This window comes from Bacteroidota bacterium (genome assembly GCA_040388375.1).
Lineage (GTDB): Bacteria > Bacteroidota > Bacteroidia > UKL13-3 > UKL13-3 > JAAFJM01.
In genome coordinates this window covers 410579-424842 of the sequence record JAZKBU010000003.1, presented here as the reverse complement: position 1 = coordinate 424842, position 14264 = coordinate 410579, and the positions used below count along the sequence as shown (strand labels likewise).

The window sequence follows — 14264 nt, the reverse complement described above, 5'->3', positions numbered from 1 at the left end:
TGGTGTTTACTCAACTATTAGTTTGTTTACAAAACTTTCGTTGCCATTGCTTATGCTAATAATATATAAGCCTTTTGAAAACTGGTATTCATCCAGTTTAATAGCTGTACTTACTTGTTGTGTATTGTTTGTACTGCTAAAGGTTTTGCTATATACCAGTTTGCCTAATACATCGGTTACCATAATTTTTACAGGTAAATTCTCCTTAAAGCTGTAATCAACATATACAGCGCCTGTAGTGTTTGGATTAGGATATACATTGGCAAAACTGGTTGATCTTTTATTTACAAGTGCTTTTTGAGTTTCATCCTTTGCTTTTTTTCCAAAATCTATACACCTGCCACATGATATAAAATTACTTTGGTTTTGTGTCCAGCTTCCGTTAAATGGCGACCATCCCTGATACGAAGCAGGATTAAAAACATAATTGATATTCCACGGTGGGTTATGGCCCCAAACGTCATACCTAAAATCAGCATTTATATTATCTCTTATGGCAAAGTCGTTGGCTTTTGAATAAAAGCCCGGTTGCATGCCACCTCCCATACCATTTGCATACCTATACCAAGGGTTGCTGAATGTATTAATATATGTTTCATATTCTGCTTCGTATATACTACTTCTTGAACAATCATAATTATCGAAATAAACTATTTCATCACCAATTTCTCTGTTTATCCAATGTCCAAATATGCCAGTTCCATTGCCTGTAAAACCACAGTCTCTGTATCTAAAATGCCATTCCAGAAAAACATCTTCTCTTTCGTATTTCACATATAAATGGCTTCTGTTTAAATTATGCACTCCTAAATGTGTATCATCCTTTTTGCCATTTGCCACTATTACATCAAACGGGGTATTGCTGTTTATAATTGCCGGGGTAGACTGTAAATCTTTTTCAAAATCGTAATTGAGTGGTACAGCTGTTAACTTGCCATAATCCAATGCACTTTGTACGGGTACAAACCCAAAATGCATCCCATCGCTACAAATAGATAAATCATAATTAATACTTGAAAAACCTTCAAAACCAACATGGGCCTTACTACCCCAACAACCTGCACCATCTGAACCTGACTTAAATGAGGCAACATTCAATATCCAATACCTACTTACATTAAAATTGGTTCCAACATTTGTTGATTTCCCAACCACTTCCTGTAATCCATCTCCAAAATAACCTCCCGCATTTACACAATACGGTTGTACATCGGCAAATTCGCTAATATTAACAAGGGTATTATAGCCTCTTATTAAACGTACACCAAACCAATAGAATTTTAAACGGATACCCCAAGCTCCTACATTTAATTGAAAAACTTGTCCTGCACCTGCCGGATTGGTTTTTAATTCTAAATCGGCTCCAAAAATAGGTACTTTAATAAACCATAATATTTTAGCAAATAATTCGGTGTGGAAATCCAATAGCCGGTCGTTGGCCACCCTATCAGTAAAACTATAAAACCGGGTTTGCATTTCACCATCTAAAGCTCCATCTGACACAGCCATTTTCTTGCAAAACTGAGGGTAATTGCCCATCATTGCTAAGTCGCTCATAAAATTGGTTCTTTCTTTATGCTCTGTATAGTTTTTATACAAACCCCAACCGTTTTTTGTATCAATATGGTATATTAAAAGTTGTTGAGCTGCCCTGGCATCTATAAACAAATTAAAATACCTGGTAACAAGACGTGTGGCCATAGGCATACCAAACAAAGCACCACCCAACACCTTAGCACTTACATCGTACATATGTTGAAGTGATAAAGGAATATTGGCTCCTTGGTGTGGGGCATCTATCGTTATCATTAACCTGCAATTGTGCATCCTTTCTCGCCTATTGGCATCAGGCCAGTTTTTAGGGTCCATATAACCTGCCGACTCCATGAAGGTTAAAGCATAGCGTGCTATTACGCCTCCCATACTTTCCCCTATAATTACAAACTCATAATCGTTTTCTACATCTTTCTTGAGTTGATCAATCATATTGACGACTCGCATAGCATTGCTTCGCATATCAACCCGGCTATTTGACCAATCAACTATATAAAAATCGTAACCAAAATTAGCCAGTTGACTGATATTAGGTACCTGCAGCATGCTATAATACATATCCTCTGCCGTTTTATTTTGCTTAGGTATAAAATCTAAAATATCAATTCCTTCTAAATAAATAACTACTCTTCTGTTTTTAGGGTCAGAATTACAGGCTCTGTAAACAACTACTGGCATATCATCGTAATAAATAATTTCGGTGTAAGGTCTTACTGTCGGACGCGCTTTACCTAACAAAAATTTACTGCGTGAGTGTTTTTTTAACTGCCCGTCTTGTGTGATACGTGCATTTAAATAAATTTCATCGGAAATACCTAAAGCTCCATAATCTATAGTAGTATAGGTAGTGGTAGTAGGGTCTATTAAATGAAAACCGGTACCATCTCCAAAGTCTACTTCAAAATTATACATGGCAGGATTATAAAAAGGTGAATTGACTATATCGGTAAAAAGTGCCCCGCCAATTACCCAGGTAACTTTTGCATACTTAGCTTGGTCATATAATGGAGCACAAGCAAATATATTTTTAACAAAATAGGGCTCCATAGGCCTGTTAGGAATATCCGTTATTTCATCAATGATGGTATCAAAATCAAAATAAAGATTTGATTCCAAAGCTTTATTTACCAACTGGTAATAGGACACATCCATAATACCAAAAGGAACCGTGTCGCCTCTGTATTGTTGTGCAGCTTCGTATACATCTTCATCGCGTGGTAATACGGTTGTATCGTAAGCCATATAAAAGTGTTCCCAATACAACCTGAACCAATTATCGGTGGTGCTTGAGTCGTACGAAATTTTATTCCAATACTTATCATCGGTTACGTGTGCCGACATATCGTACAAATACTCTTGCACCGGTAAAGGGGGTCTGAAAAGTGGAGTAAACAAATGGCGTAGTTGTGCATTTACATCTTGCAGCGGATTGTAAACAGGAGGTGGCGGTGGTATTTGTGCAAATACCTGTAGCGATAGCAATACCAAAACGCTTAGCATGGCTAATTTGGAGAGTAATTTTTGTTTCATTTTTAAAGTTTATTTATAAGTGAATAAATAGGGGTTTCAATAACCATTACTTCTAACAAAAACGAGTTTCATTTTTGTTTCTTTTGGCTCTCGGCTATTGCATTTTGTTCACTGCATGTAAGCCATTTTATAGGTTGTGTAAAATAAATGAACTTAATTTTACAGACCTAAATTCACATTAAAAAGAGGGATATATTTATTAAAAAAGAGTATTTACACTACAACATGGCATAGGCATGTAGGGTGCATAAAAAAGCTATAAACAATTACCAATAAATGATTTACAGGTTTACACGTTAATAAACACAAAAGTTTATGTGTTAGTCAAAAAGATTAAAAAAGGGAATTGTGTAGGGGTTTTGATACGCCAATTAAGAAAAAATAAAGAAACAGTACTTACTATATAAATTCACTATCCCGACTTCGTTCGACATGCCTGACTTGTAGCGAAGAAACAGAACAGGCACAAAAAAAGCCCTGCGGGTGGGCAGGGCTTCGTTTTATTTAAACAGTGGCGTGTGAAATGCGCTCCAATGCTTCTTTGTTAAGTATTTTTATACGTTTGCCTTCAAAATCAATATACTTATCGGTTTTAAATTCCGACAGTAAGCGGATTAAAGTTTCGGTTGCGGTACCTACTATATTGGCTAAATCTTCACGGGGTAAACTGATAGGAATAACGGGTTCTTCTTCTACTGATTTTTGTGCAAAGGTTTGGTGTAAATATAAAATGGTTTCTGCTACGCGTTCTCTTACACTTTTTTGAGCCAGACTTTGTACTTTTTCGTTGTTTAAGCCCATGTCATGACAAAGTGCTTTAAACATTTGTTTGTTTATTTCAGCGTTGCTTTGCAGTAAATCTAAAAAAACCTGGCGGGGTATAAAACAAGCTGTTACATCTTCAATACATGTGGCAGTAGCGGTTAAAGGCTCTTCAGCTATTACAGCACGGTAACCTAAAAATTCACCCTCTTTTGCAAAACGTAAAATTTGTTCCTTACCAAAATTATTGCTGCGGGTTAATTTTACTATTCCTTTGGTTATGCAGTATATACCTAATGGAACATTGTCTTCATAAAAAACGGATTGCCCTTTTTTATAATAACCACACGATTTTGCCATAGTCACCTTTAAGGTTTCTTCTGGCGTACAATACTTCATAAATGAAATGGCCTTTGAATTGCACATTTCACATTCAAGTTTTACTTTTTGCATAGTAAAAAACTATTGGTTTTAAGGTTCAAATATATAGACCTAACGGTTTAACAAAAAATTAAAAAGCGGATTATTTTCTGCAGCTTCTGTTTTTGTTAATTTATTATTATCTATATAACAACCAAAATGGGGCAAAATGTTTTGTAATTCAGCAACTATATTGCCTTTACCCCAAATTATATTTTCGAAATAATGTTCAAAACTTTCTTGCCCGTATTTCTCCAGCAGTGCTTTATAGTCGGCTTCGGTGTATCCTTTATTTTGTTTATAGTATTGGTGGTACAGATCGTGCAGCACATTATCCAAACTATATTTTCCGGCTGAGTTTTTAATAATGGTCAGGTCGGCTATCATGGCGGCCAGCATACCTTCTACATAAATGCTTGTTTTGCGGGCAGGTATGCCGGGCACGTATCCATCTAACCAGGTATCGAAACTGGATTCGGCTACGGAATAATTGTATATGCCGGGGTTGTATATATGCCTTAAAAAATCTCCATTCCAGCCATCTGCGTATTGTTCCCAAGTCCAAACGCCACTGCGCAACAACATTAAATCGCCATAATAGGTAGTAACACCTTCATATACATAACCTAATTCGCTGTAGTTTTCTTTGGTAAAATCATAAGGCCACATAGCGGCAGGGCGTATGCGTTTAATATTCCATAAGTGAAACAGCTCATGGCTGCTAATGGCTAATAAATCGTTGTAAAACTCGGCTAACAAAGTATCAGCACCTTTACCCATAGCTATCACGGTGGAGTCAGCATGCTCTACCCCATGTCGGAATCCGTTGGGTAACATTTGATACAGGAAATGGTAATCTGCACAAGGTAACTCGTTAAATATGGCTGTTTGTACCAAGGTATATTTTAAAGTATCGGCTTCCAGTTGGGCTATGTCTAACTCGTGCTTACCCTGAAACCAAAAATGAATGTTTGTGCTGGCGTTTAATGCAAACCGATGGTGTTGTAATGTTGGGCTGGCTATAAACGGACTATCGGCCAAGTGATCAAAATTCTGCGCCAACAGGGTATGCCCTTTTTGTGGCAACTGGCAAGCTATGGTATAATTTTGTGGTACGTTTAACTTTACTTCAAAACTGTTATTTTGTTGTCCTACTTCGTACATAAAACAATGTACAGGGTTTACGTACACTTGTTCCTGATTAATAAAACAAGCACCTGCATCTAACTGATTGGCATAGTACTCATAACTGATTTTAATTTCATTGTTCTGCGGAATATTGTAAACCGTCCAGCAGTCTTTGGTGGTTTTGCGTACTTTTAAAGCTTGTCCGTTTTCACTGTAAGCACTGAAACACCTTATATTTTTGGCAAAATTGCCTAATTCGTATCGGCCGGGGCGCCAGGCCGGCAATTGTAATTCAATTTGGGTTTGACTACTTATAATAATGGCCTCTAAAACAATAAAATTTTCAGAAGCCTTGTTTATTGATAAAGTGTATTTCATATTTGTTGCAAAATATGAACATAGCTATCATAACTGCAATTTTTTCTGTAACAATGTTATTAATTTTTACAGCTCTCTCTCTTTTAAAAAGTCAAAACATGTTTATACAACTCATTTTTGTGGTGGTAGCGGCATTTAATATTGGCATTATTTCATGCTTATTGTTGGTTAACTACGACAATAAAACGGCACTCATTTGGCCGGGGCTTTTTATTATTATGTTGGTGAATAAAGTAATTGAGTTGCGTAAAAACTTACGTTCATAATTTAATAAGTATATGTACCCAAAAACAAAGTATAATTGCATGGTGAAAAATTGGATATTTATTTTAATTAGCTTATTTGGCTTACAGATAGCAAGCGCACAAACAAGCAAAGAAGCGGATGCTTTAATTGATAAAATAAGCAAACGCTATAAAAAGTTTAAATCAATAAAAGCCGACTTTACTTACAGCATAGAGAGCAAAGCGGAAAAAATAAACGAAAAACAAAAAGGAACTATTGTTATAAAAGGCAATAAGTTCAGGCTTGATTTTGCGGGTCAAACCATTATATGCGATAACAAAACGCAATGGACCTACAGCAAAGAAATAAACGAGGTAAACGTACAACACTATAAACCCAAAGAGGGTATTATAAAGCTGGATGATATTTTTACCATGTACAGCAAAGGTTTTTTCAGCAAGGTATTGGAAACGGTAAAAGAGGGTGGACGTGAGTTAACGGTATTGGAACTAACACCAAAGGATAAAAAGAAAAACTACTTTAAAATAAAATTGTACGTAGAAAAAAACAACCAGCAAATTATTAAGTCGGTTATTTTTGACAAGAATGGCAGTATTCATACTTACTCTATTACCAACCAAATTCCGAATATTAAGTTTGATGATGGCTATTTTGCTTTCAACACAAAAAAATATCCGAACATTGAAGTGAACGACATGAGATAAGATGAAAAAGCAACTTGGCATATTAATTTTTTTACTGGTATTAACATGTGCTGTAGGTGGGTATTTTTTGTTTGAAAACTCGGCTAAAGCCAACATGAGTGAAGTGGACTCTATAGTTGACAAACAACTTAAAGCCTACCCGAATTATTATACCAGTTCCGATAAGTTTACTGACACGTTAAGTTTGGCTATTACTGCCATGAAATATTATACCATTGGTAATTACAACTCGGCTTTAGATGCTTTTCAAAAGTTTGAACCTTTGGAAGAAGATGATGGGTACTACAATTTGTATTTGGGCATTTGTTATTTAAAAACAGGTTACAGTAGTTTGGCTATTCGCCATTTTGACGAAGCCCTTAATTCATTTACTACTTTTAACGAAAAAACGGTAGTGCGTTGGTATTTGGCTTTGGCTATGTTAAAGTCAGAGCGCATAAACGAAGGCCGTGAATTACTTGACGAGCAAGTAAAACAAAATACCCCTTACAAAAAACAAGCGGCTGAGATTTTAAACCAGCTTGATTAATACTGCTGCGTGTTTAATTTACTGTTCTTCTTACTGTAAGTAAAATAAATAATAAGCCCTAATACTAACCAAATACCAAAAGCTATCCAATTGCTTTTGCCTAGCTGTGTCATTAAATAAAAGTTGGTTATCATACCCAATACGGGTAGTAATGAAAAGCGGTGTAAAAACGATAGTATGGCTACCACAGTAAACAATATCCAAAAGCTATAGGCAGGAAAATTTACAGCCCAATCAAAGTTCAGGAATATTTTATTTTCATCAAACACAATAAATAAAAACAGGCTAATTAAATACACCAAAGGCATAATAATGCGCCCACTGATATAAGGTACTTTAAAACCTTTGTGGCTGGTATTGTGGTGCGATTGCATTTGTATAACGCCTGCATTTACCAATACAAAAGCAAACAAGGTTCCAATGCTGCTTAAATCGGTTACCTCGCGTAAGTTCATAAACAAAGCGGGTATAGCTACTAAAGCACCTGTAATTAAAGTAGAGAAAAAAGGTGTTTTGTATTTGGGGTGAATGGCACTGAATTTTTTAGGCAATAAACCATCACGGCTCATGCTCATCCATATACGTGGTTGTCCGTTTTGAAAAACCAATAATACGGAAGCCATAGCTATTACAGCACTTACTGCAACTATACCACTCATCCAGGTTACATTTAAGTTTTCAAACACAAAGGCCAACGGATCGCCAACACCTAATTGTTTGTAGCTAACCATACCTGTTAATGTTAATGAAATAAGAATATATAAAACGGTACATATAATGAGTGAGGCTATCATTGATTTAGGTAAATCGCGTTCAGGGTCTTTACACTCTTCGGCTGTGGTAGCCAAAGCATCAAAACCTATATAAGCAAAAAATACGGATGAAACGCCTTGCAATACACCTGCCAATTTATTGGGCATAAACGGAGTCCAGTTTTCCGGATTTACATAAAAAGCACCTACTATAATAACAAGTACTATTACGAAAAGCTTAATGCCTACAAATATGTTACTGGCTTTTTTGGTTTCGTGTACACCTCTATAAATTAAAGCGGTAATGGCTAATACTATACCTACTGCCGGCAAATCAAAAACTATGCGTAAGCCTAGTATATCAGGTGCATTTTTCCATGCTAAAAACTGTTCCTTTACGATATTTGTAACGGTTTCATTTTTCAATACTAAATCCTGGTAATGTATAAAGCCTTGTTTGGCCGAAGCATAATCCATGGTTAAGTATTCAGGAATATGTATATGCAAACCCTCTAAAAGCCCGGTAAAATAATCGCTCCAACTAATGGCTACAACTATATTGCCTATGCCGTATTCCAGTATCAAAGCCCAACCAATAATCCATGCTATTATTTCGCCAAAGGCTGCATAAGCATAAGTATAAGCACTACCGCTTATAGGAATAGAAGAAGCAAACTCGGCATAACTCATAGCCGAAAAACCACAGGCTATGGCAGTAAAAATAAATAGTAAAATAACAGCAGGACCTCCACTTGCGCTTGCATTGCCTATGGTGCTAAATATACCTGCACCTATAATGGCAGCTATACCCATGGCCGTTAAGTCGCGTAAGGAAAGGGTGCGGGTTAACTGGTGGTTTCCCTCCTCTACTTTTTTTGCTTCGTTAAGTATATGGCTAACTGATTTTTTTCGTAAAAGTTCTTTCATGCAAGTTTTTAAATTTTAAACTTTTTGTGCTGCGCAATTAATTAAATTTAATTGAATAATTATTGATTTAAAGATAGCTTCTTTACCACAATACCATTGTTTGTTTGTATTTGCATAAAATACACTCCGCTATTGATGTCGTGGTAGCTTATTTTATAATGCTTTGCATCTATTTTATGGTTTGTTATGTTTTGAATGGCCTTTCCTTCTGCATTAAAAATACTTATTTTTAAAATATCGGCCTGAGTAGTTTTTACCATTACTTCTTTTAACGATGGGTTGGGATATACGCTGATTTGATTTTCCAAAGCATCCACCTGTTGAACTTGGGTAGTGTTGGCAAACAACCAATCGTAACAAGCACCAAACTCAGCACTCCAAAACGATTCGGAATGGCTGCCATTGGCTTTAATTACATTTTTTAACTCTATATTATTGCGGTATCCTTTGCTTTGCAACAGGCTGCTCATACTACCCTGCCACTTGGCCATATTGCTTCCTTCTGTTAAACCACATACAAAATATATTTTCTGGTTGGTGGTTTTACTTTGTGTGGCTATGTAACTATACAAACTATCGCTAAACCAAAAAGCAGGCGAAAAAACACCTGCCTTACCAAATACATTTGGATATTTAACCATGGCATACATACTGATGAGCCCACCCATGCTGCTGCCTGCTATAGCGGTATTGGGTTGGTCATTTAAGGTACGGTAAGCGGAGTCAATATAAGGCTTTAGTGTGTTTACTATAAAATCTACATACTGGTTTCCTTTGCCCCCACCGTATTGTTTGTTTACATAAGGCGAGTATTCATCTAAGCGGCTTGCTCCTCCATTGTCAATAGCTACTACTATGCATCCGTAATCGCCATTGGTTTGTTTGGCATTTAAGGTTTCATCTACCCCCCACTCACCTGCAAACGCGGTTAGTTTATCAAAACAATTTTGGCCATCGTGCATATACATAACGGGGTATTTTTTTTGTGTATTGGTTTCGTAATCCTTGGGTAAGTATATCCATACTTTTCTGCCAGTATTTAACTGCGGTATCCAAAATGCATTGTTTAGTATTTTAACATTAGCAGCAGCGGTTGAATTATTGCCCCCACCTGTTTTTAAATCTTCCCATCCTTCCACAGTAATTGTTTGTGTACTGTTAGGTGTGTTTATATTCATGGTGCGGTTTGGAATAAAATTTCCGTTCTTATCACCCTCCACTGTAGCCCAACTGCCACGTGTAATTTTGTATTCTGCCGGGGTAACACTGTTGGCTATAGTTAATGTATAAGTATTGCCGGTTTTGGTAAAAGCATGTGGGTTACTTTTGGCATTCCAGTTGTTAAAATTACCAGCCAGATACAAGGTATCGTTTGCAGGCGTATTACTGGAAACAGAACTGATGGTAATAATTACCTGCGCTCGCGTAATGGCAACAGAAAAAAGTATTAAAATAAATGTACTTATTATTTTCATAGGGGCAAGTTAAGCGAAAGTTTTTAAATAGGTTCATAGCCCCATTTGCATACTCAATTTTTACACTTACACTATTTATAGCTTTATTTTTTATACTATTGACTCATGAAAAAATGGATACTCTTCCTTTCGGTTTTGTTTTTAATAAGCCATTACCAAACGGTAGCGCAAACGATTATTCTTATCTCAAAAGATAAAAGCGAAAACATTAAAAAATGGTTGTTGCAAAGTGATAGCTCGGTTGTAACCAAAGAGTTTTATTTTTTATCGCCCGACTCACAACAATACTACTTAGCCAAGAGCAATGGCATTGTTATAGGTGGTGGCGAAGACATTAATCCAGGTCTTTATAAACAAGAGGAATTAATAAGCGATTGTGGTAAAATAGATAATTACCGCGATAGCATTGAGTATATTCTAATAAAACATGCACTGAAAAACAAAAAGCCTATTTTAGGTATTTGCCGTGGGCAACAAATATTAAATGTGGCAACCGGTGGCAGCTTAATTGTCGATATTCCCAAAACGGGTAAAACTACTATGCAACACTCACAACCGGGTATTGATTCAGTGCATTGGGTTTTGTTTGATAAAAAATCGTGGTTGCAAAACACCACGCATTTAGACAGCATCATGGTAAATAGCTCGCACCACCAAGCGGTAGATAAAATTTCGCCTTTGTTTAAAGTAACGGCTCGTGGCAACGATGGTATTATTGAAGCCATTGAATGGAAAGACAATAACCATCCTTTTGCAGCGGCTATTCAGTGGCATCCAGAACGCTTGTATAACCAAGCTTCGCGCAACATGAGTTTATCGTTTGTAAAAAAGGTAAAAGCACATTGATGCTTTTAAGCCACACTTGCTAAGCTTACAGTAAAAGTACTTCCTTTACCTAATTCACTTTGCACCTGAATGGTGCCACCTTGCGCCTCTACAAATTCTTTGCTAATGGCCAAGCCTAAACCCGTGCCTTCGGTTTGTGTACCAGGTACGCGAAAGTATCTGTCAAAAATTTTATCCTTGTATTCCGATGCTATTCCTTGTCCGTTGTCTTGTATTATAAAATTAACTTTGTTTTGGCTTTCATTGGTTTTTACCTGTACCGTTACGTTCCCCTTTTGCGGAGAGTAACGAATAGCATTGGATAATAAGTTGGTTAACACCCATGCTGTTTTTTCACTATCAGCCATTATAGGTGGCAATGGTTCCAGTTTTGTTACTAGCAATGTTATTTGCTTTTGTTCTGCTTGTGTTTTTACGGATTCTAATGCATAGTGCAAAATGCTTTGCGCCTCACTTGGTTTAATCGTCAATTGAATATTACCACTTTCTACCTGAGTCATATTTAACAACTCCGCTGTTATTTTTAACAGCCTGTTAGTATCGTCATTAATGCTTTGTAATAAGTTTTTTTGTTCTTCATTCAATGTGCCTACTTTATCGTTATCCAGTAACTGCAAGCTCATTTTTATAGCCGAAATGGGTGTTTTAAACTCGTGCGAAACGGTAGCTATAAAATTGGTTTTTGCAAAATCGAGTTCTTTGTAATCGGTTACATTGCGGAGTATAATAACATGCCCAATCAATTTCTCTATTTGTTCACCAGTAGGTATAATGGCAATTGGAAACGTTTCTTTTTCAAAATAACTCTCCTTGTTATTGGCATAAATTTTTAAGGGCTTTGTTTTATCGGCATTCTTATCTGTTAAATCTTTTATCAACAACCTAATTAAGTCATTATTCACAGCTAACTTAAAAGCATTTTGCCCAATAAATTCATGCTCTTTTAAACCTACTGTTTTAATAGCTTCTTCGTTCACAAAAATTACATCCCATTTTTCATCTAAACCAATCACCGGGTCGTGCATATTATTAATGAGGGTTTCAATGCGCTTTTTACTCATCATTAACTTGGCTAAATTGCTTTGACTGTACTCTTGTAACTTTTGCGCCATGGTATTAAATGATTGAGCCAACTCTTTAAACTCACCGTGGTTATCAAAATGAATGCGTTCATCGTAATTTTTAGCAGCTATTTGTTTAATACTATCAGACAATTTTTTAATAGGATTGGCTATGTATGCAGGTAAATTAACGAATAGTGTAAAGGCAATAACAAAACATAAAGTACTAACCATAGCTATCCAAAAAGTAGCATTGCCTGCTGTTATTTTAGCCAACACATTTTTTCTTTCTATGGCTTTCATATTTAAATCTATCACTTCATAAATCTGATTACGCAATACATTTTTCAAACTATGACTATCTGGTTTGATTTTATATATTTCAAAAACACGCCTTACTCTTCGTGTACTTTCTTGCTCTCCTTTTTCAGTAATATTGGCTTCCTGTTTTTGTAAGTTAATCTCAAAAGAGTCAATCAATGAATTGTTGTTGACTTCTAAACTAGCTAGCATACCACTGGTAAATTCTAACGTATTGTAATTATCAACTAAAATATTTTCGGTATCGCCTTTTAATAAGTTAATATACCATGCACTTACTCCTCCCAATAATATAATCAAGGCAAATAACAGGCCTATGCCTAATGTAAGTTTTGTTTTTATTTTCACGGTAGTCAACAAAATATTATTTGAATTTAAATGTTTACGTTAAATATGATTTGGCAAAAGTATGTCATTTATTTATTCAACTATTTTCTTTTTCACTACGGTTAATTTTTAACTCAATATAACAAGGTCAATATCTGTTGATGACAATTTCTTTAACAACTTATTAAACTGACTAGTAGCAAAAATAATCCTGAGTAAGTTAATATGTGGTTTGCCTATACAAATTGTTTTTATCTGCAATTTGTCAGCCTGCTCTATTATTGATTTAGCTATAGATGCACTCTCCACTTTAATAATTTCGGCACCCAACTCTGTAGCTAATTTAAAATTATTGATTAAATGGCGTTGTTTAACCAATGTTATTTTATCGCTCCGTTCATAGGGTGTTTGTACATATAGTACAAACCATTTGCTGTTATAGTAATTAGCCAATCGGGCTGTCTTTCTAATTACATTTTTAGCGGTTTGTTCATTGCTGCTTATGCAAGCCATTAACTTATCGTGCTTAAGGGTATTGGTTATTTCAATTTCTACTTTACGCTCAACTTGCGAGGCTACTTCTTTTAAAGCCAACTCTCGTAATTGCAAAATGTGATCACTTTTAAAAAAATTCTGTAGCGCAGTAGCTATTTTATCTGCCTGATATATTTTACCTTCCTTTAAGCGTTCTATCAACTCATCGGCAGTTAAGTCAATATTTACAACCTCATCGGCTTGCGCCAATACGCTATCAGGTATTCGTTCTTTTACTTCTATGCCCGTTATTTTTTTTATTTCGCTATTTAAACTTTCTATGTGTTGAATGTTAACGGCTGAAATAACGTTGATACCTGCTTCCAAAATTTCCAATACATCTTGCCAGCGTTTTTCGTTTTTACTACCTTCTATATTGGTATGGGCTAACTCATCAACAATAACTACCTCGGGTTTTAAATTAATAACGGCTTGTACATCTAATTCATCAAGCTCTTTCCCTTTATAAAAAATTTTTCTCCTACTTATAATAGGTAAGCCTTTCAGTAATTCTTCTGTTTCTTTTCTATGGTGTGTTTCTATAAAACCAATTTTCACATCAATGCCATTGCGCAACAAGGAATGCGCTTCCTGTAACATACGATATGATTTACCAACGCCCGCACTCATGCCAATGTAAATTTTAAATTTACCTCTTCTCGATTTTTTAATTAAATCAAGAAACTCTTGTGCTGATTTTCGGGTTTGTTCCATCGTTACTAAATATAAAACATAAGGAATGTTATTAATAACATTCCTTATGTTGGGAT

Annotated in this window: 11 protein-coding genes; 4 read left to right on the top strand and 7 right to left on the bottom strand. The window is 35.7% G+C overall.

Features of this window, described 5'->3' with window-relative positions; translation table 11 throughout:
• Positions 1 to 6: 6 nt before the first annotated feature.
• From V4538_04755 to V4538_04745, 3 genes are all read right to left on the bottom strand, one after another.
• Positions 7 to 3084: a T9SS type A sorting domain-containing protein gene (locus tag V4538_04755; GenBank protein ID MES2380328.1), complete on the bottom strand. Its 3078-nt coding sequence runs from the start codon at positions 3082 to 3084 to the stop codon at positions 7 to 9.
• A gap of 504 nt (positions 3085 to 3588) precedes the next feature.
• On the bottom strand, positions 3589 to 4299 hold the full coding sequence (locus tag V4538_04750) for a Crp/Fnr family transcriptional regulator (protein ID MES2380327.1): 711 nt from the start codon (positions 4297 to 4299) through the stop codon (positions 3589 to 3591).
• Between the two features lie 39 nt (positions 4300 to 4338).
• Positions 4339 to 5772 carry a M61 family peptidase gene (locus V4538_04745; GenBank protein ID MES2380326.1) on the bottom strand — a complete coding sequence of 478 codons (1434 nt, stop codon included), beginning with the start codon at positions 5770 to 5772 and terminating at the stop codon, positions 4339 to 4341.
• Between the two features lie 53 nt (positions 5773 to 5825).
• Here V4538_04745 and V4538_04740 point away from each other — a divergent pair, with 53 nt between their 5' ends.
• The 3 genes from V4538_04740 to V4538_04730 are packed head-to-tail and all read left to right on the top strand — an operon-like array spanning position 5826 to position 7251.
• On the top strand, positions 5826 to 6038 hold the full coding sequence (locus V4538_04740) for a hypothetical protein (GenBank protein MES2380325.1): 213 nt from the start codon (positions 5826 to 5828) through the stop codon (positions 6036 to 6038).
• A 39-nt stretch (positions 6039 to 6077) separates the two neighbouring features.
• Positions 6078 to 6722, top strand: a complete 645-nt coding sequence (locus V4538_04735) for an outer membrane lipoprotein carrier protein LolA (GenBank protein MES2380324.1) — start codon at positions 6078 to 6080, stop codon at positions 6720 to 6722.
• A 1-nt stretch (position 6723) separates the two neighbouring features.
• Positions 6724 to 7251, top strand: a complete 528-nt coding sequence (locus V4538_04730) for a hypothetical protein (protein MES2380323.1) — start codon at positions 6724 to 6726, stop codon at positions 7249 to 7251.
• Here V4538_04730 and V4538_04725 read toward each other — a convergent pair.
• Together V4538_04725 and V4538_04720 are read right to left on the bottom strand one after the other, a co-directional pair.
• Positions 7248 to 8930, bottom strand: a complete 1683-nt coding sequence (locus V4538_04725) for an amino acid permease (protein MES2380322.1) — start codon at positions 8928 to 8930, stop codon at positions 7248 to 7250. The two genes, V4538_04730 and V4538_04725, sit on opposite strands and share 4 nt — an antisense overlap.
• Before the next feature lie 59 nt (positions 8931 to 8989).
• On the bottom strand, positions 8990 to 10405 hold the full coding sequence (locus tag V4538_04720) for an alpha/beta hydrolase-fold protein (GenBank protein ID MES2380321.1): 1416 nt from the start codon (positions 10403 to 10405) through the stop codon (positions 8990 to 8992).
• A 105-nt stretch (positions 10406 to 10510) separates the two neighbouring features.
• Between V4538_04720 and V4538_04715 the strand changes: the two genes are divergently transcribed.
• Positions 10511 to 11251, top strand: coding sequence for a gamma-glutamyl-gamma-aminobutyrate hydrolase family protein (locus V4538_04715; GenBank protein MES2380320.1), 741 nt, complete (start codon positions 10511 to 10513; stop codon positions 11249 to 11251).
• Positions 11252 to 11256: 5 nt separating this feature from the next.
• Here the strand turns inward: V4538_04715 and V4538_04710 are convergent, their stop codons facing one another.
• Both V4538_04710 and V4538_04705 read right to left on the bottom strand, forming a co-directional pair.
• Positions 11257 to 12981, bottom strand: a complete 1725-nt coding sequence (locus V4538_04710) for an ATP-binding protein (protein ID MES2380319.1) — start codon at positions 12979 to 12981, stop codon at positions 11257 to 11259.
• A 108-nt stretch (positions 12982 to 13089) separates the two neighbouring features.
• The gene (locus tag V4538_04705; protein MES2380318.1) at positions 13090 to 14208 is read right to left on the bottom strand and encodes a sensor protein KdpD; all 1119 of its coding nucleotides are present in this window, start codon (positions 14206 to 14208) and stop codon (positions 13090 to 13092) included.
• Positions 14209 to 14264 lie beyond the last annotated feature (56 nt).